Raw genomic sequence first — 25598 nt, 5'->3', positions numbered from 1 at the left:
AGGCGAAATCGGGCGGGATGTAACCGGCGCAGCATGGCCGGGCCGGCAGCGCCCCGTCTGGCGGCAGGAGGTTGCGCGCACGGCTGCCTTGTCCGTACCCCGCGCGGCGACAGGGGGAGTGTCCCGTTCCCGTCCCGACCGTCTGCGGCAGTCGCCTCTGCGCGAAGGGGCTTTTCAGCTGCCCCATTTCCTGATAAAAATACTCGGACATGGGGCGCGACTCCGCCGTCGCCCGCCATCGTCAGGCCCCAGCTCGTCGCCCGGTCCCCTGCGCCATCGTCAGGACGCACAGGATGAACGCCGCAAGAGCCCCGCGTGGGGTCCGCCCGCCCCCCTCTGTCACATGCCGCCTTTCCTGCTCGTTCCGGCAGGCCGCGCGCCCCCGCCGATTCCCGCCCTTTCAACGTCATGGAGCCCGATTGATGCCCCTGCCCAGCAGCGCCGCCCGCAACCGCCTGAGCCCCAGGGTGCCCGCATGAGCGGCGGGGCGCTGGCCGGGCGGCATCTGTTCGTGTTTGGCGCGGGCTACACCGCCAGCCGCGCAGCGCTGCGCGCCCATGCGGCCGGGGCGCGCGTGTCGGCCACGACGCGCGATCCGTTGCGGGCCGCCGATCTGGTCGCGCAGGGGGTTGGCGTGCATCTGTTCGACACGTCCCGCCCGCCATCGGCCGACCGGCTGCGCCACTGGCTTGACGGGGTGACCGATCTGCTGGTCTCGGTCCCGCCCGATCCCACCGCCCCGCCCGAGGCTGCCTGTCCCGTTCTGGCCGCGCTGGCCGGGGCGGGGCTGGACCTAGGCGCGCCGCGCTGGATCGGCTATCTCTCCTCCAGCGCGGTCTATGGCGATTGCGGCGGCGCCTGGATCGACGAGACCCGCCCCCCAGCCCCGATCAGCGCGGATGCGCGCGGCCGGGTCGGGGCCGAAATCGGCTGGCGGGCGGTTGCGGTGCGGCAGGGGGCGGCGCTCGACATCCTGCGGATCGCGGGCATCTATGGCCCCGGCCCGCGCAATGCGCTGGCGCAGATGCGTTCGGGCCGGGCGCAGGCGCTGGTCAAGCCGGGGCAGGTTTTCAACCGCATCCATGCCGAGGATGTCGCGGGCGCGATCCTGGCCGCGATGACCCATCCGCAGGGCGAGCGGCTGACCAATCTTTCCGACGATCTGCCCGCCGCGCCGACCGAGGTTCTGGACCATGCCGCGCAGCTTCTGGGGCTGCCGCCGCCGCCGCGGGTTGCATTCGATCCGGCCGCGCTGCCGCCAGGCGTGGCCGCCTTCTGGGCAGAGAACCGGCGGCTGCGCAACGACCGGCTCAGGGCGTTGCCGGGCTTTGCGTTGGCCTTTCCCACCTATCGCGAGGGGCTGGCCGCAATCCTGGACGCGGAGAAGGCAGCGACGGAGATGGCCGATGCCCTGTGACCGGGACCACGACGATGAAACAGCGCATTGCGCCGCGCGCGCCAACGGGCATGCGCCGCGGACCGGCACCGGATCTGTGCGATCTGTGGCGCCAGATCCTGTCGGGCGACGGGATCGGGCCGGAGCCGGGCCAGACCGCGCTGGAACCCATCCTGGACCGGCTTGCGGCGCGCGAGCAGGAGGCGGAGCAATGAACGCCCAGCCGCTTTCGCCCGCGTCTCCGGTGCATCAGGCCCGAATCCTGACCGAGGGCGGCACCAGAGCGGTGATCGTGCTGGACGGGGCGGCCTATAGCCTGCGCATCACCCGCGCGGGCAAGCTGATCCTGACGAAATGAGCGCGCTGTCCCGCAGCCGCGGCGCCGCGCCCGTCGCCCGCCTGTCCGAGCTGCCGCCGGTCGAGCGCGCCGCGATCCGCTGCCTGCGCGGCTGGGGCGCGGGCCCCGCGACACGGGCCCGGATGCGGCGGAACTTCGCGCAGGTCTTCGGCAGCAGCGCACAGTCCAATGAAGAGGCGCTGGATGCGCTGATGGAGCTGGTCCTGACGGCAGGACGCCGCCCGCTGGCGCGCCATCCGCCGGACCACCCGGAGGTGGGCGACGACGAGAATGCCTTTGCCCAGATGGTGGCTGCCGCAATCGGCGGCGAACGCGAGGATGCGCTGGTCTTTGCGCTGGCGCTGATGGGGCCGCAGGCGGCCTTTCAGGCGGTCGCAGTGGCCGAGATACTTGGCCTTGCGCTGCTCGGCCTTGTCCGCGCCCGGCCGACGGGCGCCCTGGGCGCGGCGCTGCACTAGATCGGCCCGATGCGGGGTCGGGCGGGCGCGCGGCCCCGAAACCGCGCCGGGCCGCAAGACCACCCCCTGCCGGCCGCCCGATCGCCCGGCAGGGGGCAGGATCAGGGCGCCACCGGGCCCCGATCTGCCTGCACCCCTTCCGGCCGTCCCGATGAGGGGGTTCGGGGGCCGATCAGGGTTGCAAGATTCGCCATCGCGGTAAGGAAGGGATCGGCGGGGTTGCCCTCGCAGATCAGCATGGAGGCGGCATGGGCGCGGCTGCGCGCGCCACGGCGAAACGCGCAGAGCACATCCATGAAATGACGTTCATGCGCGCCGAGGATGCGGGTGCAGCCGGGACAATCCGGGTTCGAGAAGCGGAACCCCGAATTGCGCGCGGCCCGCATCGCCTGTACGGCGGCAAGGATCGCTACCGCTATTTCCGGCCCCCGCGCGCGCGCCATGCCGGGCGGAAAGAACGCCCCCGCCCGGGCGAATGCGCCGATCCAGGCATGGCCCTGCGGGATGGCGAAACTTTGGAAAAAGAGCCGCGCGATGGTCAGGACGGCCGTTTCGGCAGGGTCGAACCCGGCATCCGCCAGCAGGGTTTCGCCCGCCCCCAGGCGGCGGTCGCACCGCCCGCTCATGCGGACCGGTCCCGGCGCAGCGCGGGCCCGAGGGCCATATCCTTCAAGGTAAGGGGCATCGGCATCCTCCTCCTTCGTTTCCGGGGAGGCGGCGGATGCCGGCCATCCTGGCCAGTCGCCCGCAGGCCTCCCCGAAAGGGCGGTGTTCCGTCCTCGGCTGGCGCAGTGCGTCTGGCGTGAGTTGCACATAACCTGACAAAAATACTAAGGCATGGCAAGCGCAAACTTTGCGCCGTCTCGCCCTGCGAAGCCCGGCCCCGGCTTGCGCCGCGCCGGCGCGGCGCTCATGCCAGCGCCGGAGAGGCGAGCGTCAGCCCCAGCGGGCGGCCTTCGGGGCAGATCGCCGCTAGGCCGTCCGGACCGGGCCGCCAGCGGGCAATGGCGCCGGCGGCGATGTGCAGGCGGAAATCGGGGGTTTCGACGGTCAGATAGCCCATGGCCACGGTGAACCCCTCGATCCGGCCGCGCCAGCTCTGCCGCAGCCCGATGCGGTCGAGCGTGATCGCGGCCTCGACGCCGGTATCGCAGCGCTGGCAGAACGGGCGCCGCGCGGCGTCATCGGGTGGCATGGTCCGAACCGGGCTGCGGCGGGCCGAAACCCCGCCAGCGGGGAATCGCACAGGACTGCGGCACGTGCGCGTCACGAGGCGCTCGAACCGGCCGAGGCCGCCCATCGCCATGACCGAAAAGAGCCGTACGCCGCCGATGTCCAGGAAATCGAGCCGGGGAGATCCCGCACCGGCAAGGAGCGGGCCGCGGTCCAGCACCACCGCTGACAGCGCCGCCAGATCGACCGTGGCCGCGTGGCACGCGCCCTCGATCCGCGCCGTCCCGCCCGAGCGGACCACCCGCTCCAGCGGACCGATGCGTTCATGGATCACCCCCGCGGAACAGGCCGAGATGCGGACACGGCTCATGCCGGCCAGCCGGGCGAGAATCACGCCGGGGGAAAGACCCTCCAGCCTTTCGCAGCTTTGTCCGGGGAACGGTGTCAGGTCTGTCATGCGATCCTCCTTTCGGGGGTGGCGGCCGGGCCCGCCGGAAAGCATCGCCCAGCCTCAGGCCGGTGCGCGCCCGGCAGGGAAGGATGAGAAGGGCGGCCGCAGCCGGGCTCGGATCGCCGCGCGCCTGCGCGCGCCGCCAAGCCGCATCCGGTCCGGCGCGGTACGGAGAGGCCCTGCGGGAGCGCCCGCCCGGCAGACCCGGACAGGGGGCGGGCTGTCGTGGTCAGAACGCGCGCGCGGCGCCGTAAAGCCGGTTTCATGGCAGGATTTCCCCAGGCAGTAGGTGCGATGCGCTGGCGGAACGGCTGGCGACGACAGGTCAACGCCCCTGCATGACTTTTCCGACAAAAATAGTCAAGCATGTCCCGCGATGGCGCAAACCGAAACCCCGCACCGGGTTGCGGCCTGCGGCCCGGATTCGCGCTGCGGCCCCTTGCCTTTTCCGGATCGGGTTGTCATCAACGAGTCCGGCCGACAAAAACGCTCGGGTATACCCGGCATCGGCACGAGACTTCGCCAGCCAGATCGCCGCAATGCGTGCCGTCCAGCCATTCGTTCAAAGATGGGGGAAATCGCATGCACCACACCTCGCGGGGGCTCCTGCTCCTGACCGCCTGCTTCGCGGGCACAACGCTTTCGGCCCAGCAACTCGATCCGGTCTTTCTCGGCACGCTGCGCATCGAGGGGGCCGAGGCCCAGGCGCTTCTGGGCAATTACCAGATCACCAGCGAAGAGATCGCGCGGCGCAATCCCGCGACGGTGCGGGACGTGTTCGCGGGCGAATCCTCGGTCTCGGTCAGCGGCGGCGCGGCCATCGCGCAGAAGGTCTTTGTCAACGGGATCGAGGAAAGCCTGCTCTCGATCACCATCGACGGCGCCCGGCAGAACAAGTCCGCCTTTCACCACACCGGCAACGTGCTGCTGGACCCGGCCCTTCTGAAATCGGTCGAGATCAGCAAGGGGCTGGCGCCCGCCGATGCCGGCCCCGGTGCGCTGGCCGGGGCCATCGCCTACCAGACCAAGGACGCCCGCGACCTGCTGGAAGAAGGCGAGAGCTTCGGCGGCCTGATGACCCTTGGCGCCACCACCAACAGCAAGGACATCCGCAGCACGCTGACGCTTTTCGGCCGTCAGGGCGGTGCGGAATTCCTACTGAGCGGGACGCGCCAGACGGGCAGCGACTACAAGGACGGAAGCGGCAAGACCGTCGAGGGCACCGAGGCTGACCTGACGGACCTGATCGCCAAGCTGGCCTACACCACCGGCACCGGCAAGCGGCTGTCGTTTGCCGCGTCGCGGACAGAGGATACCGGGCGCCGCGCCGCGCAGGCCGGCCCGGGCGGGCTGTTCTTCACCCGGCCGGACTTTGCCGAGGTGGTGGGTCGGCCGAACGTGCTGATCGACGGCTATGCGCGGCGCGAATCCTACACCCTGACCTGGACCGACGAGGCCCCCGAGGGCTGGTTCGCCCCGAGCCTCCAGCTGAGTTACAACGAGCAGGAAATCGACGCTTCGGGCGTCTGGGGACTGAACACCAGCCTCAGCGGAACGGCCAAGAACGTCTGGCAACTCGGCAACGGCACGCTGACCGCAGGGCTCGATTTCTTCGATGAGATCGCCAAGGGACGGGGACGGGGCACCGGTGCCTTCGCCAGCAGCGGGCAGGAGGAGATGTGGAACCTGGGCCTGTTCGCCCAGGCCCGTCAGGATCTGGGCGCGCGGGTCTCGGTTTCCTACGGCTTGCGCTACGACATCCAGGAATTCGAGGGCGCCGATGGCAGCCGGTTCGATGGCAGCGGGCTGAGTGCGAATGGCTCGGTCGATGTGATCCTGACCGACACGCTGACGCTGAATGCGGGGCTTGCCTCCAGTTGGGGCGGCTATGAACTCGGCGAGGCGGCGCTGGTCGATTTCGGCGGCGCCTGGAACTATGCGGGCTTCACCACCTCGCGCGCCAATGCCGCGCGGCTGGGGCTGCGCCATGACAGCGGGCCCTGGACGGTCAGCGGCGCACTGTTCCGTACCGAGGTCGACGACATCTCGGCCGTGCTGCCCAGCGGGGGCGCCCGCGGCGCGACGGCGGACCTGACCTCGACCGGCTTCGAGGGCGCGCTGCGCTGGACCGGGGCGCAGGGCTTTGCCGCGCTGAACTACACCTATGCCGATGTCGAGCTGAACGGGGATGCGGTGGGATCGACGGCCTATTATCTGGGCCGCCCGGTCGGGCATGTGATGGCGCTGGAAACCGGCTGGGACGTCAACGACCATTGGCGCGTCGGCGGGTCGGCCGAGATCGCGCTGAAGAACACCGATACGGCGGTGACGCTGCCGGGCTACGAGGTGGTGAACCTGCATGCCGTCTTTACGCCGAAGGCGCTGGACGGGGTTCAGGTCCGACTCGATCTGCGCAATGTCCTCGACGCGACCTACGAGGCGCGCAGTTCCGACGGCATCGACGCGGCCAGCGTGATCGCCCTGACCGAACCGGGGCGCAGCGTCGGGATGACCGCCACATTCCGGTTCTGAGCCATGGGGGGCCGTCAGGCCGGTGCGGCCCCCCGCCATTCCATCCGCTCGAACCCCTCGCGACAGGCAAAGCGGGCAAGGTGGCTGTCGACGACCCGGCGGGCCTGTTCCAGCGCCTCGGGCGTGTCGGCGGTGACCTGCGCCCGCAAGCCCTGGGCGTCGGCGCTGAATGTCGCCGGACCGGGGGGTAGCGCGGCGCGGCCGCTTGCGGCATCGAACGACACCTCGACCTTGTGGGCGAAATGCCTGCACAACTGCTGAAGATAGCGGCTGGCATTTGCGGTGGCGAAGGTTCCGGTATCGGCAAGCTGGGGCATTGGTCATTCCTGAGTGATTTTCTAAAGATTAGCCCTTGCCCCCCGGCTGGACAAGGCGCTATCGGAGGCAGACAGATCCCGGGCCCTGCCAGCCAGCCGCCAGCCGCCGCCCCCGAACCGAAAGGATTTCCGATGCGCAGCCGTTTCGCGGCGCCGCTGGCGCTGGCCCTTTGCCTGGCCTTTCCTGCACATGCCGACCGGGTGCGGATCGACACCGCGACCGGCCCGGCCGAAATCGCAGCCCTGCCCGAAACCGTGGCGGTCCTCGACATGGCGGCGCTAGACACGCTGGCCGCCCTGGGCGTGCCCGTCGCGGGCGTGCCGTCGCCGCATTACCTGCCCTATCTCGACAAGGTGGCGGCCGGCGCGGCCCGGGTCGGCACCCTTTTCGAACCCGATCTCGAGGCGCTGGCGGCGCTTGGTCCCGACCTGATCGTGGCGGGCGGGCGGTCCTCGCCACGGGTGGCGGCGCTGGCGCGGCTGGCCCCCACCATCGACATGACCATCGCCGAAGGCGACCTGCTGGCCGAGGCGCAGGCGCGCATCGCCGCCTATGGCACGCTGTTCGCAAGGACGGATGCGGCCGCGGCGCTGACCGACGCGCTGGAGGCCCGGATCGAGACGGCGCGCAATGCCGTCGCGGGCAAGGGCAACGCGCTGATCGTGCTGACCAATGGCGGCAAGATCTCGGCCTATGGCGCGGACAGCAGGTTCGGCTGGCTGCATCGCGCGCTGGACCTGCCCGAGGCGTATCCGGGCCTTGCCGCCGAAACCCATGGCGCCGCAATCTCTTTCGAGTTCATCGCGCAGGTGAATCCCGACTGGCTGATCGTGGTGGACCGGGGCGCCGCCATCGGTGCCGCCGCACAGGCAGCCGAGGCGACTCTGGACAACCCGCTGGTGGCCGCGACAAGGGCCGCGCAGGCCGGGCGGATCGTGCATCTGTCCAGCGCGCCGCTTTACATCGCGGGCGGCGGTGTGCAGTCGATGATGGCCACGCTGGACGAGCTGATCGCGGCCTTTGCGGCCCATGACAGCTAGGCGCCCCGCCGCGCTCTGGCTGGGCTGTGCAGCGGCGCTGGTTCTGCTGTCGGCGCTCAGCCTGTCGATCGGCGCGGCCTCGCTGTTTTCAGGCGATCTGGGGGCGGGCTGGCTGATCGCGGTCAGCCGCTTTCCGCGAACCGCAGCGGCGCTGCTGGCCGGGATGGGGCTGGCACTGGCGGGGGTCGTGGTGCAGCAGGCGGTCCGGAACCGGCTGGTGGAACCCGCCCTGACCGGCACGCCCGAGGCGGCGATGCTTGGGCTTCTGGCCGTGACGATGCTGGCCCCGGGCGCTGCGATCCTGTGGAAGATGTCGGTCGCGACGGCTGCCGCGATGATCGGCACGGCGGGGTTTCTGGCGCTGGCGACACGGCTGCCGCGGCAGGATCCGATGATGTTGCCGCTGGTGGGGCTGATCTATGGCGGCATCCTGGGCGCGATCGGCCTGTGGCTGGCGTGGAATGCCGACCTGATGCAGTATCTCGGCACCTGGCGGCTGGGCGAGTTCTCGGGCGTGGTCCAGGGGCGATACGAACTGCTCTGGGCCATCGCGGCGCTTGCGGTTCTGCTTTACGCGCTGGCCGACCGGATCACGCTTCTGGGTCTGGGCGAGGCGCAGGCGCGCAGCCTGGGGCTGAACCATGCGCAGACCCGCGCGCTGGGGCTGGCGGTAGTCTCGGCAATCACGGCGCTGGTGATCGTGACGGTGGGTGCGCTGCCCTTCGTGGGCCTGGTCGCGCCCAACCTGGTCTCGCGCTGGCGCGGCGACAACCTGCGCGCCAACCTGCCGCTGGTGGCGGCGGGCGGCGCGGGGCTGGTGCTGGCGGCTGACATCCTGGGCCGACTGATCCGCCATCCCTACGAGATCCCGTCCGCCACGGTCTTTGGCGTGTTCGGTGCGTGGGTGTTCCTGTGGCTGCTGCATGCGGCCCCGCGGCGGGGCGGTCATGGCTAGGGGGCGCGCGGCCCTCTGGGCGCTGGCGGGGCTGCTGGGGGCGCTGTCGGCGCTGTTCCTGTTCTGGCAGATCAGTGGGCCGGTGGATTTCGTGCTGCCGCTGCGCGCGACGAAACTGGCCGCGCTTGTGCTGGTGGGGGCGGCGACCGGCATTGCCACGGTGCTGTTCCAGACGGTTGCAGCGAACCGCCTGCTGACGCCGGGCATCGTCGGCTTCGATGCGCTGTTCATCTTCCTTCAGACCGGGCTGGTGCTGATGCTGGGCGGGCTGGCGGTCGCCGGGCTGCCCGCCTTCGCGCGGTTTCTGGGCGAGACGGCGTTGCTGATGCTGGCGGCGACGGCGCTGTTCGGGCTGTTGATGCGGCGCGATGCGGGCGACGTGGTGCGGATGATCCTGACCGGGGTGATCCTGGGCGTCCTGTTGCGCGGGCTGGCCGAGATGGCGCAGCGGCTGCTGGCGCCCTCGGAATATGCGGTGGTCCAGCAGGCGATGTTCGCCAGCTTCGGCGCGGTCGAGCGCGATCAGCTTGCCGTGGCGGCCCTGGTGCTGGCGCTGGCCGGGGCGGCGGCGCTGCGCATGGCGCCCGCGCTCGACGTAGCGGGGCTGGGGCGGCCGATGGCGCGGGGGCTGGGGCTGGATCATGACCGGGTGGTGTTCTTGGCGCTGGCGCTGGTCGCCGCGCTGGTCGCGGTCTCGACTGCGCTGGTCGGGCCGATCACCTTTCTGGGGCTGTTGGCTGCCAGCCTTGGCCGGGTGGTGGCGGGCTCGGACCGTCATGCGCTGAGCCTGCCCGCCGCGGCTCTGTCGGGCGCGGCGATCCTGGTGGCGGGGCAGGTCGTCTTCGAGCGGCTGCTGGGGATGCAATCGACCCTGGCCGTTCTGGTAGAGTTCTTCGGGGGCCTGCTGTTCCTGGCCCTTGTGCTTCGGCGGAGGCGCGGATGATCGAGGTTGCATCGCTGAGCTATCGCGCCGGGCCGGTGCCGATCCTGCATGACATCCGGCTCAGCCTGCCCGCAGGCGGGATCACCGCGCTGATCGGGCCGAACGGGGCGGGCAAGTCAAGCCTGCTGCACTGCATCGCGGGGCTGAATCGGCCCGCGGCGGGGTCGGTGCGGATCGACGGCATGGACCCGTTCGCCGTTCCCGACCGCACCCGCGCCCGGCAGGTGGCGATCCTGCAACAATCGCCCGCACTGGCCAGCCGGTTGCGGGTGCGCGAACTGGTGGCGTTCGGGCGCTGGCCCCATCATGGCGGGCGGCCGGGGCCCGAGGATGCGCAGGCTACCGCCGCGGCGCTGGCGGCATTCGAGCTCGACGCACTGGCCGACCGCCCGCTCGACACGCTGTCGGGCGGGCAACGCCAGCGCGCGATGGTGGCGATGGCGCATGCCCAGGCAACGCCCTGGCTGTTGCTGGACGAGCCGCTGAATGCGCTCGACCCGCGCCACGCCCGCGACCTGATGGCACGGCTGCACGCCCTGTCGCGGCCCGGCCCGGGGGCGCGCAGCGTCGTCGTGGTGCTGCATGACATCAATGCGGCGGCGATCTGGGCCGACCGCGTGGTGGCGATGAAGGCCGGGCATGTGATCGCCGCAGACAGCGCAGCCAGGGTGCTGCGTCCCGATCTGCTGGAACAGGTCTTCGACACCGCCTTCGAGGTGATCGAACATGCCGGGCGGCGGCTGGTGATGACGCTCTAGCCTGTGGCGCGGATGCTGCTGCGGCGGCGAAAACCCCGTGGCCGCGCATTTCATGCAGTTGCATGATGCATTAACCAATGCTACCCGTCTGCGTCAGCCAGGCCATGGTCCAGCCAGAAACGAACCTCTGGAGCATGACATGGCCGATCATTCCTTCCTTTCAACAACGTCCAACCGCATCCGGCTTGCCCTGCTGTGCAGCGCGGCAAGCCTGCTGGCATCGGGCATCGAGGTCCGTGCCGACGAGCAGGGCACGACTCATCTGGGGCTGCTCCTCCTCGATCCGGCCCATGTCCGCGCGCGCGATCCCGACGGCAACGCGGCCGACCGCGGCAACAGCCATTATGTCGCCGATGCAGAGCTTGAGCGCGCGCGGATGGGCGATCTGCGCGATCTTTTCGCGGGCATCGCCTCGGTCTCGGTCGGGGGCGCGATCCCGGTGGCGCAGAAGATCTTCGTCAACGGCGTCGACATGCTGAACCTGGCCGTTTCGGTGGACGGGGTGGCGCAGAACAACCGCATCTTTCACCACGTCTCGGCGAATGCCTTCGATCCTGGGCTGCTGAAATTCGTCCGCGTCGATGCCGGCGCCACGGGTGCCGATGCCGGACCGCATGCGCTGGCCGGTGCGGTGGTGATGGAGACCGTGGACGCCACCGACATCCTGGCACCCGGCCGCGCGATCGGCGGCACCGCGCGGCTGTCCTTTGCCGATAACGGGCGGACGCTGGGCCGGTCGGTCACGCTGGCGGGGCAGCATCAGGGGCTGGAATGGCTGGCCTATGGCAAGCGGGCGACGGGCGACGATTACCGGACCGGCTCGGGGCTGGAGGTCGCGGGAAGTGCGGCCGACATCACCTCGACGCTGCTCAAGTTCGCCTACGAGGCACCCGACGGGCACCGCGTCGAACTGTCAGGCCAACGGCCGCAAGACGACGCCCTGCGCCCGTTCCGCGCCAACATGATCGGGGTTGGGGCGCCGCGCGATCCGCGCCGGTATGACACCACCCGCGACACCCTTGCGCTGTCCTACGAGAATACCCAGGCCACCGGGCTCTGGGATCCGCGGATCGTGCTGGGCAAGTCGCAGGTCCGCATCGGCGTCGACCAGCCGACCGCCCCCGCCCTCGGCACGAGCTGGGGTGATTCCGAAACCATATCGGGCAGGATCGAGAACCGGTTCCACATCGCGACGGGCACGGTGACTGCGGGCGTGGATTTCTACGACCGCACCAGCACCTACAGCGACGACGCGACGCCCGGCATTACCGAAAAGGCCCACAATCTCGGGTTTTACGCCCAGGCCCGGCTTGATCCGACCGAGGCGCTTTCGCTGTCCTTCGGGCTGCGCCATGATCGGCAGGACTTCACCGGAACGACCGGATGGAACCGGGCGTTCTCGGGCCTGAGCGGCAATCTTTCGGTTGCCTATGCCTTGACCGACAGTCTGACGCTGCGCGGCGGCGTCTCGTCGGTGTTCGGCGGCGTGGCGCTGGAGGATAATTTCATCTTCAATCCGGGCTGGGACTATGGCGGGGTGCGGGCCTCGCGGGGGACGAACTACACCCTCGGCTTCGATTACGAGGCCGACCGGCTGCGGCTGGATGGCGAACTATTCCTGACCGAAATCGCCAATGCCCGCACCAGCACCTTTGGCAGCAATGCCACGGGCGACGCGCGCAGCCGGGGGTTCAACCTGGGCCTCGGCTATGCTTGGGATGGCGGGTTCCTGCGCGGCAGCTATGCCTACAGCCGGATCAGCGTGGATGGTGCGACCCCCGACAGCTATGCCGCGCTCGATCTGGGGGCTCCGCTGGGCGGGGTTCTGGCGGTGGAAATCCAGCACACGCCCGAGGGCAGCGCCTTTACCCTCGGCGGCAGCGTCGAGGCCGCCTCGGCCTACAGGAGGGTAGCGACGGGCTCCGACCAGGCGATACCGGGCTACGCGGTGCTGAACCTCTTTGCCGAATACCGCTGGAGCGGGGTCGCAGGCATGGCGGTCCGGTTCGGCGTGGACAACCTGTTCGACCGACAATATGCCGACCGGGCCACATATGGCGCCGATTATGCCAGCGTCACGCCGATCTACGAGCCCGGCCGGACCCTCTCGATCATGGCGTCCTACGATTTCTGACGGAGCAGGCGGGTTGACGCAGGCCGGGGCAGGGGCCGTGCCCCGGTCAGGTGTAAAGCCTGTTCAGCATCCGGACCAGGGCATAGGCCTCGTCGGTGCTGATGCGCGGGGCAAGGGCGTTGCGGATGGCCTCGTGATAGACCGTCCACACCCGTTCGTGCAGCCCGCGCGCCGCCTCGGTCAGGTGCAGGATCTGACCCCTTCCGGACCCGGCGCTGGCCTCGCGACGGATCAGCCCTGCCTTTTCCAGCCGCGCGACATGGCGCGACAGCGCGTATTGGGCAACGAACAAGCGGCGTTGCAGTGTGATCATGCGGATGCCGTCGGCGCCCGCTTCTTCGGTGGCCAGAAGTATCTCGTACCAGATCGGGTCGGCGATCCCCGCCTCGCGTAGCACCTTTTCGATCGCGGGCATGATCGAGCGGTCGATACGCAGCAACGCGAAGAAAACCCGGTTATAGGCAATGCACGGGTCTTCATCGCCGAATTCGGCCCCGGCGGTGGAAACGTTGTCCCCTCGCAACACGCTGTTGCTGGTCATGGCGGCCTCCGGGGCATTCTGCTGAACGGGCCAAAGCCTAGCGCGTCGCCAGGGCGCTGGCGAGGGGCCCGCTGCCGCGCGCGGTGGGGACGGCGCCGTGGCGGGCCGGCCGACATGAGGCGTCAACCCGGCCTGCGCTGCGCGACATCCTGTCGTGGCGATACGCCTTGCCGATTTCCGACTGTTTTCGTAGGGTAAGGTGATCCAGCCAGACGCCAGATCCCGTAACCCAGGCGGAGGCTGGTGTTGTCCCATGTCCCGATCCCCCCTTTCCGTGACAGGTGCCCCTGCGCGCCCGCGGGCGGGCCGAAGCCCGACCCTTGCGCGGCGCCGGGCTTGCAATATGTTACGTCATCACATAACTAGCAGTCTGCCCTTGTGCCGTCAGCTCCGCGGCGGGCCCTTTCGGCTCCTTGCATCCGGGCTGCGGACATGACGCCCCGACCGCTCAGCAATCCTGAAAGAGCCCCCTTCATGCAGAACCCCTTCCGTTCCCTTCTAGCCGGTCTCGTCGCCCTCGGTCTGGCCCTGCCTGGCCATGCCGGAACGACCCTCGATGTTGCGGCGCCTTTCGAGATCCAGTCGCCCGAGCCGTCCACGACCGGCCATATCTTCACCCGGATGGGCATTGCCGAAACCCTTGTGGACGCCGATCCGCAGGGCCGGCTGCTGCCGGGCCTCGCCACCGGATGGAGCGTTTCCGAGGATGGCCTGACCTGGCGCTTCACCCTGCGCGAAAATGTTCTGTTCCATGACGGAACCCCGATGACTCCCGCGACGGTGGCAGGCGCGCTGGAGATCGCGCGCGGCAAGCCCGGGCCGCTGGCGAGCCTGCCCATTGCCGCGCTCACGCCGGAACCGGGGGCGCTGGTCATCGCGCTTGGCGAACCTGTCGCCGCCCTTCCCGCATTCCTCGCTGAAGCCCGCGCGCAGATCCTGGCGCCTTCAGCCTATGGGCCGGACGGGCAGGCGGTGGCGGTGATCGGCACCGGCCCCTACCGTGTGACCTCGTTGACCCCGCCCCTGTCCCTGCGCGCGACGGCCTTTCCCGAGTACTGGGGCGCACAGCCGAACGTGCCTGCGGTCACCTATACGGCGGTGGGCCGGGCCGAGACGCGGGCATTGATGGCGGAATCGGGGGATGCCGATTTCGTCTTCACCCTCGATCCTGCCACCGTGACGCGGCTTTCGCGCTCCGATGCGGTCGAGATCCTGTCGGTGGCGATCCCGCGGTCATTGTTGCTGAAGGTCAACGCCGCGCATCCCTTCCTGAACAGCCCCGAGGCGCGGCGGGCGCTCAGCCTTGCCATCGACCGCGCAGGGCTGGCGCAGGCCGTGCTGCGCTATCCGCAAGGTGCCGACCAGCTTTTCCCGCCTGCCATGGGCGACTGGCACAACCCGGCGCTTGACCCTCTGGCCCATGACCCCGACGCGGCCCGGGCGCTTCTTGCCGGTCTTGGCTGGGTGCCCGGACCCGATGGCATCCTGAGCCGCGACGGACAGCGCCTTGCGCTGACGCTGACGACCTATCCAGACCGCCCCGAACTGCCGCTGGTCGCCGCCGTTCTGGAGCAGCAATTCCGCGCCATCGGGGTAGAGCTGACGATCAACTCGACCAATTCCTCCGAGATCCCTGCGGGCCATCAGGCGGGCACGCTGGAACTGGGGCTTCTCGCACGCAATTTCGCGCTGATCCCCGACCCGATCGGCACGATCCTGTCGGACTATGCGCCGGGCGGCGACTGGGGCGCCATGGGCTGGCAGAATGCCGAGATCGCCGCGCTTGCGCAGGCGCTGGCCCGGGGCGAGGGCGGCGATGCCGAACGCGCCCGGATCGCAGCGATCCTGCAGGAGCAACTGCCGGTGATCCCGATCGCCTGGTACCAGCAGACCCTGGCTGTGCGCACCGGCATCGAGGGCGCGGTGATCGACCCGTGGGAACGCAGCTTCGGCCTGCCGGGGCTGCGGTTCGCGGAATGACGATCCTGGTCTCGCGGCTCGTGCAGGCCGTGGTGGTGGCCCTTCTGGTGGGGGCCGCCACCTTCGCGATGATGCGCAGCCTGCCCGGCGATGCGGCCTGGCGCATTGCGGCGGGGCGCTACGGCTATGACAACGTGAATGTCGCCGCAGCCGAGGCAGTGCGGGCCGAGCTTGGCCTTGACGGGCCGTGGCTCGGGGCCTTCCTGCAATGGATGGGCGACCTTTTCCGGCTGGATTTCGGGGTGTCGCTGGTTTCCGGCCAGCCGGTGATCGCGGAAATCGGCCACCAGCTTGGTGCCTCGCTGTGGCTGGCGCTGGCTGCGGTGGGCCTGTCGCTTGTCATCGGCCCGCCGCTTGGCATCCTGGCCGGCCTCCGGCCGGGCAGTCTGTTCGACCGGGTGCTTCTGGTCGTCTCGACCGCGCTCAAGGCCGTGCCGCAGTTCCTGATGGCGCTGATCCTGATCCTGGTCCTGTCGGTGCAACTGGGCTGGCTGCCCGCCGCCGGATATGGCCAGCCGCGCCACTTCATCCTGCCCGCGTTCGCATTGGCGCTGGGACTCGCGGCGGTGAACGCGCGGATCGCGCGCGACGCGATGGCAAGCGTCGGCGCCATGCCCTTCTATGCCTTCGCGCAGTGGAAGGGCCTGTCGCGCGCGCAAGTCCTGTGGCGGCACGGGTTGCGCAATGTCTCGGTGCCGCTGCTGACCTATCTCGGTCTCCAGTTCGTCCTGCTGGTCGAAGGCGTCGTGGTCATCGAATCCATCGTCGGCTGGCCCGGGATCGGCCATGCGCTGGTCCATGCAGTCTTTGCGCGGGATGTGCCGATGGTGCAGGGCACGGCACTGATGCTGGGGCTGGGCTTCGTGCTGGTCAACGCGCTGATCGACCTTCTGGCGGCCCGCATCGACCCGCGGGGGGCGCGATGACCGCCGCCGTCCTGCCCCGGGCCCTGCCCACAGGCCGCATCCTCGTGGCTGCGATCCTGGGCCTTGTCGCCGCCTTTGCCCTGCTGGGGCCGGTCCTTGTGCCGGGGGATCCCTTTGCGCAATCGCTGATGAAGTCGCTGGCCGGGCCTGAACCCGCCGCGCCCTTCGGCTACGATCACCTGGGCCGGTCGCTCTGGCACCGGCTGGTCCATGCGTTGCGGCTGTCGCCCCTGATCGCGCTGGCGGCGGTGGCGACGGCGGCGGCGGCTGGGCTTGTTCTGGGCGTGGTGGCGGCGCTGCGGGGCGGTTGGGTCGAGCGTCTGCTCGTCATCCTCGCCGATGCGCTGCTGGCCTTGCCGGGGCTGTTGATGGTGCTGATCGTGCTGGCGATCATGCCGGGCACGGCGACCGGCTTCTGGGCCGGGCTGTCACTGGTCCTGTGGGTGGAGTTCTTCCGCCTGACCCGCGCCACCGCCCGCGCCACCCTGGCCTCACCCGCGGTTCAGGCGGCGCGCCTGCTGGGCTTCGGCTGGCCCTATGTATTGCGAACGCATCTATGGCCCGAGATCGCGCCCCTGATGCTGACCGCCGCCGCCTTCGGCACGGCGACCGCGATCATGGGCATCGCCGCGCTTGGATTTGTCAGTGTCGGCATGCGCGCGCCCACGCCGGAGCTTGGGCTGATGATGGTGGAACTGCTGCCCTATTGGCGCGAGGCGCCGATGGCGTTGCTGACGCCGGTTCTGGCCACCTTTGCCCTGCTTCTGGGTCTGACGCTGCTGGCCGGGGGGCACAGGACATGACGCTTCTTTCCGCCACCGACATCACGGTTCTCGACGGAGCGGTCCGGCTTGTCGCGCCGGTTTCGCTGACCCTGAACCCCGGCGAGCCGCTGGTGATCCTGGGCGAGACGGGCTCGGGCAAGAGCCTGCTGGCGCAGGCGATCATGGGCACCCTGCCCGCAAGCCTGCGCGCGACGGGCGTGGTCTGCATCGGTGGGCGCAGCCTGCCTGCCGGGGACCGCGCGGCGTTTCGCGGCCTCTGGGGACGGCAGATCGCCGTCCTGCCGCAGGAGCCCTGGCTGTCGCTCGACCCGCTGATGCGCGCAGCCCCGCAGGTGGCCGAGGCGCACCGCCTCGTGCGGGGTCTGCCCGGCGGCGCGGCACGGGACCGCGCAGCGCGGGATCTTCAGGCACTCGGGCTGGGTGCGGCGAGCGCGCTTTATCCGCACCAGCTGTCGGGCGGCATGGCGCAGCGCGTCGCCATTGCCGCGGCCCGCGCAGGCGGCGCCCCGATCGTCATCGCCGACGAGCCGACCAAGGGCCTGGACGCCGCACGCCGCGACGATGTGGCGGAACTGCTGCTGGGCGCGCTGGCCCGGGGCGGCGGGCTTCTGGTCATCACCCATGACCTGGCGCTTGCCCGCCGGATCGGGGGGCGGTTGATGGTCCTGCGCGACGGCGCCGTGTTGGAAACCGGTGCCACCTCTGCCGTGCTGTCGGCCCCGCAGGCGGCCTATACGCGCGAACTGATCGCCGCCGATCCCGAAAGCTGGTCCCGGCGGGTTGCCCCGAGCGAAGCGGGTCAGACCGTGCTCGAGGCCCGCGACCTCACGCTGTCGCGCGGCGGACAGCGATTGGTCGACGGGCTGACGCTGGAGCTTCGCGCGGGCCGGATTCTGGGGATCACCGGCCCCTCGGGTTGCGGAAAATCGAGCCTTGGCGACGCGCTCCTCGGCATGTTGACCCCGGAGCGCGGCCAGATCACCCGTGCCCGGGGTCTGGCGCCGACGGCTTTCCAGAAGCTCTGGCAAGACCCTGTCGCGGCGTTCCCGCGGACGCGGCCCCTCGGCCAGACCCTGCGCGACGTGGCACGGCTGCACGCGGCGCCCCCCGACCGAATCGGGGGCCTTCTGGACCGCCTGCGCCTTGCTCCGGGGCTTCTTGCCCGCCGCCCCGGTTCCGTTTCGGGAGGCGAGCTTCAGCGCCTCGCCCTTCTGCGCGCAATGCTCGCGAAACCCCGCTTCATCTTTGCCGACGAGCCGACATCGCGCCTCGATCCCATCACCCAGCGGGATATCATCGGCCTGCTTGCCGATCTGGCCCGCAGCGATGGACTTGCCATCGCGCTGGTCAGCCACGACCCCGTCCTGATCGAAAGGGTCGCAGACGTGACCACCTGTCTTCCCATGCAGGAAGGCCGGAAAAGCGCCCGTGACGCCGCGATCCGGAGGAAGGATCGCGGGATGGAGCGGCCCGCCATCCTTCGGTAGGCGGGCCGCTTGCCGGTCCGCCTTTCGTCCGGCGCAGATGCAGGCCGCATTCTGCGGGGCCGCGCGCGGGCGTCAGAAACCGGATTGCGCGGCGTAATGTTATCTTATAACTTTCGTATGGCCCCGCATCTGGCAGGTGCGCCGCATCGAACGAAAGGGAAAAGACATGACCTCTGCCGAGGACAGAACGCATGGCCCGGCCCTGGCCGCCAAGCTGCCGGTCACCGTGCTGTCGGGCTTTCTGGGGGCCGGAAAGACGACGCTTCTGAACCATGTGCTGAACAACCGCGGCGGGCGCCGCGTCGCGGTGATCGTGAACGACATGTCCGAGGTGAATATCGACGCCGACCTTGTGCGCGCGGGCAGCGAACTGTCCCGGGGCGAGGAAAAGCTGGTCGAGATGACCAATGGCTGCATCTGCTGCACGCTGCGCGACGACCTGCTGATCGAGGTGCGCCGGCTGGCCGAGGAAGGCCGGTTCGACTACCTGCTGATCGAATCCACCGGCGTTTCCGAGCCGCTGCCGGTCGCGGCGACCTTCGAGTTCCGCGACGAGGAGGGCCGGTCGCTGTCGGATGTGGCCGAGCTGGACACGATGGTGACGGTGGTCGATGCCGCAAACCTTCTGCGCGATTTCTCCAGCCAGGATTTCCTCAAGGATCGCGGCGAAGAGCTTGGCCCGGACGATCCGCGCACGCTGGTCAATCTGCTCACCGACCAGATCGAGTTCGCCGACGTGATCGTGCTGAACAAGGTCTCCTCGGCCACGGCCGCGGATCTGGCCGCCGCCCGCGCGATCCTGCGCGCGCTGAACGCGGATGCGAAGATCATCGAGACCGACCATGCGCAGGTCGACCCAGCCGAGATCATGGGCACCGGCCGGTTCAGCTATGAGGCCGCGCATCTCCATCCGACCTGGGTCAAGGAATTGTACGGCTTCGCCGACCATGTGCCGGAGGATGCCGAATACGGGATCACCAGCTTCGTCTACCGCGCCGAACGCCCCTTCGACCCCGCCAGGCTGGCCGAGTTCTTCGACACGCCGCTGCCCGGCGTGATCCGTGCCAAGGGCCATTTCTGGATCGCGACGCGGCCGCACTGGGCGGGCGAATTCTCGGTGGCCGGATCGGCGGTCGAGGTCCGCGGCCTCGGGCTATGGTGGGCCGCGGTCCCCGAAAAGCACTGGCCGCCCGAGGCGCGCGAACGCATGGCAGAGCAGGTGGCGGGCGAGTTCGGCGACCGGCGGCAGGAAATGGTGTTCATCGGCACGCTGGGCAGCATGAACCGCGCGCGCATCACCGCGATGCTGAACCGCTGCCTTGTGCCCGAAGCGACGTTCCAGCCCGATGCCTGGATCCGGCTTCCCGATCCGTTCCCGCAATGGGGCGCCGCATGAGAGGCAATGCGCGCAGCCCGCTGCCACCGCGCGCGCGGACCAATCCGATGGCCGCGCATGACCGCCTGCCCCCACCCGCCCGCGCCTGGGTAGCCCAGGCCGTGCTGCCCTGGAGCGCCATCTCCGTAGCCCGGATCTGGCGCCGCGCGCTGGCCGAAACCGGCTGCGAAGCCGAGGCCCTTGCACGGCTCTCGGCCGCAGAACGCGCAACGCTGGAACGGGAAAGGCGCGCGCCGAATGGCGCCGCGCGCTCGCCCTGAGGACGACAACCCGCAACCCTTTCAGGGGCGCAAGCGGCACCGGGGCGGCCGCCACCCTGTCGAGAACCCCGTCCGATGTGGTGCCGTCCATGGGCAAGCCTGCCAGCCCGCCCCTCGCACCGGCGATGCCCGGGTTCGAACGAAAGGCACGGCATTCCGGCACTGTTGGCATTTGCCGGGGATCGACGCGATCCCGTTCCTGTTCCCTTGAGGGGCGGGCACCGAAGGTTGAGAGCCAGACGCAGCGCGACGCGTGACGAGGATACGCGGGGAAACGCGATGTCCGCCCGATGGACATTCGCAGAAGGGGCGACAGGTGCGGTCTTCGCGCCGAACGATCTGGCGCCGCAGGCGTTCCGGGACTATCAGCTATCGGCAATTGCAGGGCCGGGATGATGTGGGACGCGATAGTTCTGGGGGCCGGGGCGGCGGGCCTGATGTGCGCCATCGAGGCTGCGCGCCGGGGCCGCCGGGTGGTGGTGCTGGACCATGCCCGGGCGGCAGGCGAGAAGATTCGCATCTCGGGCGGGGGACGCTGCAATTTCACCAACCTTCAGATCACGCCGGACCGCTTCCTGTCGCAGAACCCGCGGTTCGCACGATCGGCCCTCAGCCGGTACACCCAGCAGGATTTCATCGACCGCGTGTCGCGTGCCGGTATCGCATGGCACGAGAAGACGCTGGGGCAGCTTTTCTGCGACGGCTCGGCGCGGCAGATCGTCGACATGCTGCTGCGCGATCTGCATGCCGCCGGAGGTGAACTCAGGCTGGGCGTGCGCCCGGGGGCGGTGAGACGCGGGGCGGATGGCGGGTTCCGGGTCGAAACCGACGCAGGGGAGTTCGCAGCCCGCGCGGTTGTCCTGGCGACCGGCGGCAAGTCGATCCCCAAGATGGGGGCCAGCGATTTCGGCTACAGGGTGGCCGAGGCGTTCGGCCTGAGGATCGTGCCGACCCGGCCTGCCCTGGTGCCGCTGGTCTTCACCGATGCACAGCTCGAGGCGATCCGCCCGCTGGCCGGACTGTCGGTCCACGCGCGGGTGGGGGTCGAGGGGCAGAAGATCGCGTTCGAGGAGGGATTGCTGTTCACGCATCGCGGGCTGTCCGGCCCCTCGATCCTTCAGATTTCCAGCTACTGGACCCCAGGGCGCGCGATCCGTGTCGACCTGTGCCCGGGGCGCAACCTTGCGGCCGAGGCCGAAGCGGGGCGGTCGGCAGGTCTGGGGGCGCGCGACCTGGCCAATGTTCTGGATCTGCCGCAGGCACTGGCGCGCAGCGTCGTGGCGCGGGCTGGGCTTTCGGGGCGACTGGCGGACCAGACCCGGGCGGGGTTCGAGACGCTCTCGCGGTCTATCCATGACTGGCAGCTGGTTCCCGCCGGAACCGAAGGATGGCGCACGGCCGAAGTGACGGCAGGCGGCGTCGACACCAGGGATCTGGACGCACGCAGCCTTTCCGCCCGCTCGGTTCCGGGGCTTCATGTGGTGGGCGAACTGGTCGATGTGACCGGCTGGCTGGGCGGCTACAACTTTCAATGGGCCTGGAGTTCGGGCTGGGCGGCCGGGCAGGCGGTCTGAGGGCGCCACAACCGGGCTACGCCCGCTCGACGATGTGTCTCCTGGCATGTGCCATTGGTGCCACCGGGATTGTCGGCGTCAGGGGCTGACGGAAGCTTCGGCATGCGCAATACCTCCCGGACCGACCAGGTCGACCGAGGCTGTGTGAAAACTCGGCCTGACAGCGTCACCCGCGGAACAGCATTCGCCGACAGCCATCAGGCAACAACAAGGTTCCCGCCAAATGTGGTCATGAAGACGTCGGGTGGGAAAGTGTTCTTGTCAGGTTCGCGAGAACCGGGTTTTCGCATTGCCTCGGCCCATATGGACCTTCAGCCAAACACGCGGCCCCGTCCGGAACTGCCGCTCGCGCAATACACAGCATCGGGACGCGTTCATCCATTCCAGAGAACCTTGCCGAGGTCGGTCAGATCGTAGCCGCCCAGATGCGCGGCGCGGCGGTCGAAGCTGTCGGAGCGGGCAAAGGCCAGCAGGGTCTGGATGGGCGGCTCGAAATAGTCGCGGCGCGTCATGGCCAGATCGAAGCTTTCATCCGTGACCAGGGGAATGAAGCCCAGATGTCCGGCAACGGACTGGAGCCCGAGGCCGCAATCCGCCTCGCCGGTCTCGATCAGCGTCGCAAGATCGGCATGGGTTTCGGCGGGGCGGTCCACGGTGGTCAGATCGCCCATCGTCAACCCGTCGCGGGCCAGCAGCACCTCGAACAGCCGGGTCGAGCCCGCGCCGCCTGCGCGCGTGGCAAAGCGCAGGCCGCGCTGTGCCGCGTCCTTCACTCCCGAAATCTCCAGCGGGTTGCCCGCGGCGGTGATCAGACCCTGCGTTCGGCGCGCCCAGTGGATCAGGACATGGCTTGTTCCGGGCAGGTGCGACCGCGCGGCGGCAAGGTTCCATTCGCCCGTCGCGGGGTCGAGCAGGTGGCACCCGGCCAGTACCGCCCGACCCGCAGCCAGATCCTCGAGCCCCTGGCTCGATCCGCGCGCCAGCACGGCCAGCCCGCTGCCCGACTGGCGCAGCGCCCATTCCAGCAAAGGATCGTTCGAACCGGCATAGATCGGCGGGGCGGGGGCGATACCGGTGCCAGGCAGTTCGGTCTGGGCCTCGAGCCAGGCATCGACCAGCCGACGCGGGAACAGGAGCTTGCCGGTGGCGCGGCTGAACGGGATCGTCTGGCGCGCGACCATATCGTAGATCGTGCGCTCTTTCACCCTCAGGTATTCGGCGACCTCTCCGGTGGTCATCAGGGGCGACGAGGTCGCTGACGCGGCCGCAGATTCGGCTGCGTTCGTCACCAGCCCGACTTGGGTGTCCTGCATTCTGATGCAATCTCCTGCAATATCTGCATGTTTGAATCATAGTTTGAGTTCTGATCTTCTTCTACTGGTTATGTAGGGATTCTCCGTGGATGGCCCTTTCGCAACTGCTCTCAGCCTGATCGCCAGCGGCGATCCCGCCCTGATGCAGATCATCGGGCTCAGCTTGCGCGTGACGCTGACGGCCGTGCTGATCGCCTGCGCGGTCGGCCTGCCGCTGGGCGCGGCGCTGGCACTGGCGCGATTTCCGGGGCGCGGCGCGGTCATCGTGCTGTTCAACGCCCTGATGGGGCTGCCGCCTGTCGTTGCGGGGCTGGTGGTCTATCTGTTGCTGTCGCGCTCGGGGCCCTTCGGCTCACTCGCGCTTCTGTTCACTCCGACGGCGATGATCATCGCCCAGACGGTGCTGATCCTGCCCATCGTCATCTCGCTGACGCGGTCCGTGGTCGAGGATCTGTGGGCCGAATATCGCGAACAGTTGCAAAGCCTCGGCGCGGGCAGGCTGCGGTCGGTGCCGACGCTGTTATGGGACGGGCGCGTGAGTCTGCTGACCGGCGTGCTGGCGGGTTTCGGTCGCGCCTCGGCCGAGGTCGGTGCCGTGCTGATCGTGGGCGGCAACATCGCGGGCCACACCCGCACGATGACCACCGCCATCACGCTGGAGACGAACCGCGGCAATCTGGGGCTGGCGGTCGCGCTGGGGATCATTCTGCTCACTCTTACCCTGACGCTGAACGCCGCCGCCTGGGGGGCCGGGCAGTGGGCGCGGGGACGGTTGGGATGAGGGCCGCGCGCGACACTTCGCCGTCCGTCCTGCCGCTGTCGCTGGAGGATGTGGGCTATGCGGTCGGGGCCAGGCCGCTTCTGTCGGACGTCTCGCTGCAAATCAAGTCCGGGCGGCGACTTGTGGTGATGGGCGCCAATGGCGCAGGCAAGAGCCTGTTCCTTCGGCTCTGCCATGGCTTGATCGACCCGACCGTCGGTCGCCGCCACTGGGCCAGCGGCGAGCGCCGGGCCGAGGCGCAGGCGATGGTCTTTCAGCGCCCCGTCCTGCTGCGCCGCTCCGTCGCGGCGAACCTCGACTATCCGCTGGCGCTTAGGCGCCTCGCCCGCACGGCGCGCCGCGAGGCCGTCGCCCGCACGCTCGACCGCTTTGGCCTGACCCCGCTGGCCGACCGGCCCGCGCGCCTGTTGTCTGGGGGCGAGCAGCAGCGACTGGCGCTGGCGCGCGCCTGGGCGATGCGGCCGCAGGTGCTGTTCCTAGATGAACCGTCCTCGGCGCTCGACCCCTCGGCCACCCGGATCATCGAGGAGATGGTCGAGCAATTCTCGGCCGAAGGGATCACCATCGTCATGACCACGCACAACCTCGGTCAGGCCCGGCGCCTGGCGCAGGACGTGGCATTTCTGCATCGCGGTCGGCTGATCGAGCACCGATCTTCGGCCGAGTTCTTCACGGGGCCTGAAACCCCCGAGGCCCGCGCCTTTCTCGCGGGCGATCTGATCTGGTAACCAAAGGGAGAGACCGATGACCCACACCCGCCGCTTCATCCTGTCCGCAGCGTCAACGCTGGCGATCCTCGCCGCCCAGCCGGCAGCCGCGCAGGAGTTCATCACCGTCGCCTCGACCACCTCGACCGAGAACTCGGGGCTGTTCGGGCATATCCTGCCGATCTTTCAAGAGGAGACGGGCATCGAGGTCCGCGTCGTCTCGCAGGGCACCGGCCAGGCGCTTGAGACCGGACGGCGCGGCGATGCCGATGTCGTCTTCGTCCATGCCCGCGCGCAGGAGGAGCAGTTCGTGGCCGAGGGCTACGGGGTGCAGCGCTTCGACGTGATGTACAACGACTTCGTCATCGTCGGCCCGGGCGACGATCCGGCGGGGCTGCGCAACGCCACCGACGCGTCCGCCGCCATGGCCGCCATCGCCGGGGCCGGGGCCTCGTTCGCCTCGCGCGGGGACGACAGCGGTACCCATGCAGCCGAGAAGAACCTCTGGGCCGCAGCCGGGATCGAGCCTGCGGGCGGCTGGTACCTGTCCACCGGTTCGGGCATGGGCGCGACGCTGAACACCGCTGCCCAGGTGCCCGCCTATGCGCTGACCGACCGTGGCACATGGCTGAGCTTCGAGAACCGCGGTGATCTGGAAATCGTGTTCGAAGGCGACCCGGTGTTGTTCAACCCCTACGGCATCATCCTGGTGAACCCCGAACGCCATCCGCATGTGAAGGCCGAACAGGGCCAGGCCTTCATCGACTGGATCATCTCAGACGCAGGCCAGGCCGCCATCGCCAGCTTCCAGATCGGTGGTGAGCAGCTGTTCTTCCCCAACGCGGAATAAGGCAGCTGCCTCGATTGAGCAGAGCTCGGTAACCGCCAGCATTTTTACGGAATGCTGCGGACCGATTGCTGCATCGCTGTCAGGCAGCCTTTCACCCTCTGCGCGTCGCGCCTCGCGGCACTGATCGCCAAGGAGGCGTCCGGCAACGCTGCGCTCAAGCGCCGGGTGACCCCGACATCACCCTGCAAGCCATCTGCGACCGGCTGGAGGCCATGCGCGAACGGATCCCCCGCGGGCGGACGTGCTGGCAGGTGCCATCGGTCACGATGCTCCTGGACCGAGCAGAACGGTGGGGGTTGCCAGGCAGAGCGCCGTCAGGCCAGCGCAACGCCTTCGGCGCGCGGCTGTGGCAAGCCTTGCACCCAGCGTGGCCAGCGCCGCCCCCCGGCGCAGCGCAAGGTCCAGCTAGGCTCCAGACTCATTGATCGTCAAAGCCAGAACAGGACGGTTGCGGCGAGGGCGATGGCGGAAAGGAAGGTCTT

At 69.4% G+C, this 25598-nt stretch carries 26 protein-coding genes and 1 pseudogene; 21 read left to right on the top strand and 6 right to left on the bottom strand.

All coding sequences use genetic code 11. The features are described from left to right. Positions 1–211 (bottom strand): hypothetical protein (locus GH815_RS19060; protein WP_211365117.1); only part of this gene is annotated, 211 nt, incomplete at its 3' end. A 264-nt stretch (positions 212–475) separates the two neighbouring features. Here GH815_RS19060 and GH815_RS17185 point away from each other — a divergent pair. The 4 genes from GH815_RS17185 to GH815_RS17170 are packed head-to-tail and all read left to right on the top strand — an operon-like array spanning position 476 to position 2212. Continuing rightward, positions 476–1417: an NAD-dependent epimerase/dehydratase family protein gene (locus GH815_RS17185; protein ID WP_153749972.1), complete on the top strand. Its 942-nt coding sequence runs from the start codon at positions 476–478 to the stop codon at positions 1415–1417. Positions 1418–1467: 50 nt separating this feature from the next. Continuing rightward, on the top strand, positions 1468–1611 hold the full coding sequence (locus GH815_RS17180) for a hypothetical protein (protein WP_153749971.1): 144 nt from the start codon (positions 1468–1470) through the stop codon (positions 1609–1611). Continuing rightward, a complete protein-coding gene (gene hemP / locus GH815_RS17175; RefSeq protein ID WP_153749970.1) occupies positions 1608–1754 on the top strand; it encodes a hemin uptake protein HemP in 147 nt (48 codons plus the stop codon). Before GH815_RS17180 ends, hemP begins: the two co-directional genes overlap by 4 nt. After that, complete coding sequence (locus GH815_RS17170; protein ID WP_153749969.1) at positions 1751–2212, top strand: hypothetical protein; 462 nt, start codon at positions 1751–1753, stop codon at positions 2210–2212. The genes hemP and GH815_RS17170 overlap by 4 nt, the downstream gene beginning before the upstream one ends. A gap of 101 nt (positions 2213–2313) precedes the next feature. On the opposite strand, the gene GH815_RS17165 is transcribed toward GH815_RS17170, so the two are convergent. Then, on the bottom strand, positions 2314–2838 hold the full coding sequence (locus GH815_RS17165; protein WP_153749968.1) for a hypothetical protein: 525 nt from the start codon (positions 2836–2838) through the stop codon (positions 2314–2316). A gap of 284 nt (positions 2839–3122) precedes the next feature. Continuing rightward, positions 3123–3842, bottom strand: a complete 720-nt coding sequence (locus tag GH815_RS17160) for a hypothetical protein (RefSeq protein ID WP_153749967.1) — start codon at positions 3840–3842, stop codon at positions 3123–3125. Between the two features lie 576 nt (positions 3843–4418). Between GH815_RS17160 and GH815_RS17155 the strand changes: the two genes are divergently transcribed. Then, positions 4419–6368: a TonB-dependent receptor domain-containing protein gene (locus tag GH815_RS17155; protein ID WP_153749966.1), complete on the top strand. Its 1950-nt coding sequence runs from the start codon at positions 4419–4421 to the stop codon at positions 6366–6368. A 14-nt stretch (positions 6369–6382) separates the two neighbouring features. On the opposite strand, the gene GH815_RS17150 is transcribed toward GH815_RS17155, so the two are convergent. Further along, positions 6383–6685, bottom strand: coding sequence for a DUF2218 domain-containing protein (locus GH815_RS17150; protein WP_153749965.1), 303 nt, complete (start codon positions 6683–6685; stop codon positions 6383–6385). Between the two features lie 132 nt (positions 6686–6817). Between GH815_RS17150 and GH815_RS17145 the strand changes: the two genes are divergently transcribed. From GH815_RS17145 to GH815_RS17125, 5 genes are all read left to right on the top strand, one after another. Beyond that, on the top strand, positions 6818–7726 hold the full coding sequence (locus GH815_RS17145) for a siderophore ABC transporter substrate-binding protein (RefSeq protein ID WP_153749964.1): 909 nt from the start codon (positions 6818–6820) through the stop codon (positions 7724–7726). Beyond that, positions 7716–8681 carry an ABC transporter permease gene (locus GH815_RS17140; RefSeq protein ID WP_153749963.1) on the top strand — a complete coding sequence of 322 codons (966 nt, stop codon included), beginning with the start codon at positions 7716–7718 and terminating at the stop codon, positions 8679–8681. Before GH815_RS17145 ends, GH815_RS17140 begins: the two co-directional genes overlap by 11 nt. Further along, a complete protein-coding gene (locus GH815_RS17135; protein WP_153749962.1) occupies positions 8674–9624 on the top strand; it encodes an iron chelate uptake ABC transporter family permease subunit in 951 nt (316 codons plus the stop codon). Before GH815_RS17140 ends, GH815_RS17135 begins: the two co-directional genes overlap by 8 nt. After that, a complete protein-coding gene (locus GH815_RS17130) occupies positions 9621–10382 on the top strand; it encodes an ATP-binding cassette domain-containing protein (RefSeq protein WP_153749961.1) in 762 nt (253 codons plus the stop codon). Before GH815_RS17135 ends, GH815_RS17130 begins: the two co-directional genes overlap by 4 nt. Before the next feature lie 139 nt (positions 10383–10521). Beyond that, on the top strand, positions 10522–12516 hold the full coding sequence (locus GH815_RS17125) for a TonB-dependent receptor domain-containing protein (protein ID WP_153749960.1): 1995 nt from the start codon (positions 10522–10524) through the stop codon (positions 12514–12516). A gap of 46 nt (positions 12517–12562) precedes the next feature. Here the strand turns inward: GH815_RS17125 and GH815_RS17120 are convergent, their stop codons facing one another. Beyond that, positions 12563–13057, bottom strand: a complete 495-nt coding sequence (locus GH815_RS17120; protein WP_153749959.1) for a MarR family winged helix-turn-helix transcriptional regulator — start codon at positions 13055–13057, stop codon at positions 12563–12565. 474 nt (positions 13058–13531) lie between these two features. Here GH815_RS17120 and GH815_RS17115 point away from each other — a divergent pair, with 474 nt between their 5' ends. The 7 genes from GH815_RS17115 to GH815_RS17085 all read left to right on the top strand — a co-directional run bounded on the left by GH815_RS17115 (position 13532) and on the right by GH815_RS17085 (position 21465). Beyond that, a complete protein-coding gene (locus GH815_RS17115; protein WP_153749958.1) occupies positions 13532–15037 on the top strand; it encodes an ABC transporter substrate-binding protein in 1506 nt (501 codons plus the stop codon). Continuing rightward, positions 15034–15963 carry an ABC transporter permease gene (locus GH815_RS17110; protein WP_153749957.1) on the top strand — a complete coding sequence of 310 codons (930 nt, stop codon included), beginning with the start codon at positions 15034–15036 and terminating at the stop codon, positions 15961–15963. Before GH815_RS17115 ends, GH815_RS17110 begins: the two co-directional genes overlap by 4 nt. Next, positions 15960–16766, top strand: a complete 807-nt coding sequence (locus GH815_RS17105; protein ID WP_153749956.1) for an ABC transporter permease — start codon at positions 15960–15962, stop codon at positions 16764–16766. Before GH815_RS17110 ends, GH815_RS17105 begins: the two co-directional genes overlap by 4 nt. Beyond that, entirely contained in the window at positions 16763–18235 is a 1473-nt protein-coding gene (locus GH815_RS17100) for an ABC transporter ATP-binding protein (protein WP_153749955.1), read from the top strand. Before GH815_RS17105 ends, GH815_RS17100 begins: the two co-directional genes overlap by 4 nt. A gap of 166 nt (positions 18236–18401) precedes the next feature. After that, positions 18402–19631, top strand: a complete 1230-nt coding sequence (locus GH815_RS17095; RefSeq protein WP_153749954.1) for a GTP-binding protein — start codon at positions 18402–18404, stop codon at positions 19629–19631. Then, positions 19628–19891 carry a DUF6525 family protein gene (locus tag GH815_RS17090; protein WP_153749953.1) on the top strand — a complete coding sequence of 88 codons (264 nt, stop codon included), beginning with the start codon at positions 19628–19630 and terminating at the stop codon, positions 19889–19891. Before GH815_RS17095 ends, GH815_RS17090 begins: the two co-directional genes overlap by 4 nt. Positions 19892–20286: 395 nt before the next feature. Further along, entirely contained in the window at positions 20287–21465 is a 1179-nt protein-coding gene (locus GH815_RS17085) for a BaiN/RdsA family NAD(P)/FAD-dependent oxidoreductase (RefSeq protein ID WP_246176503.1), read from the top strand. A 374-nt stretch (positions 21466–21839) separates the two neighbouring features. On the opposite strand, the gene GH815_RS17080 is transcribed toward GH815_RS17085, so the two are convergent. Further along, the gene (locus tag GH815_RS17080; RefSeq protein WP_153749951.1) at positions 21840–22778 is read right to left on the bottom strand and encodes a helix-turn-helix transcriptional regulator; all 939 of its coding nucleotides are present in this window, start codon (positions 22776–22778) and stop codon (positions 21840–21842) included. 85 nt (positions 22779–22863) lie between these two features. On the opposite strand from GH815_RS17080, the gene GH815_RS17075 reads away from it, so the two are divergent. The 4 genes and pseudogenes from GH815_RS17075 to GH815_RS19300 form a co-directional block, all read left to right on the top strand. Continuing rightward, on the top strand, positions 22864–23559 hold the full coding sequence (locus GH815_RS17075) for an ABC transporter permease (RefSeq protein WP_343030938.1): 696 nt from the start codon (positions 22864–22866) through the stop codon (positions 23557–23559). Then, a complete protein-coding gene (locus GH815_RS17070) occupies positions 23556–24287 on the top strand; it encodes an ATP-binding cassette domain-containing protein (RefSeq protein ID WP_153749950.1) in 732 nt (243 codons plus the stop codon). Before GH815_RS17075 ends, GH815_RS17070 begins: the two co-directional genes overlap by 4 nt. A 16-nt stretch (positions 24288–24303) precedes the next feature. Beyond that, a complete protein-coding gene (locus GH815_RS17065; RefSeq protein ID WP_153749949.1) occupies positions 24304–25116 on the top strand; it encodes a substrate-binding domain-containing protein in 813 nt (270 codons plus the stop codon). A gap of 167 nt (positions 25117–25283) precedes the next feature. Further along, positions 25284–25415: pseudogene (locus GH815_RS19300) on the top strand (recombinase family protein); the annotation flags it as partial. Positions 25416–25598 lie beyond the last annotated feature (183 nt).

This window comes from Rhodovulum strictum (assembly GCF_009649175.1).
GTDB classification, from domain to species: Bacteria; Pseudomonadota; Alphaproteobacteria; order Rhodobacterales; family Rhodobacteraceae; genus Rhodovulum; species Rhodovulum strictum.
The sequence above is the reverse complement of the archived record's forward strand: the minus strand, read 5'-3'. Positions and strand labels throughout refer to the sequence as shown.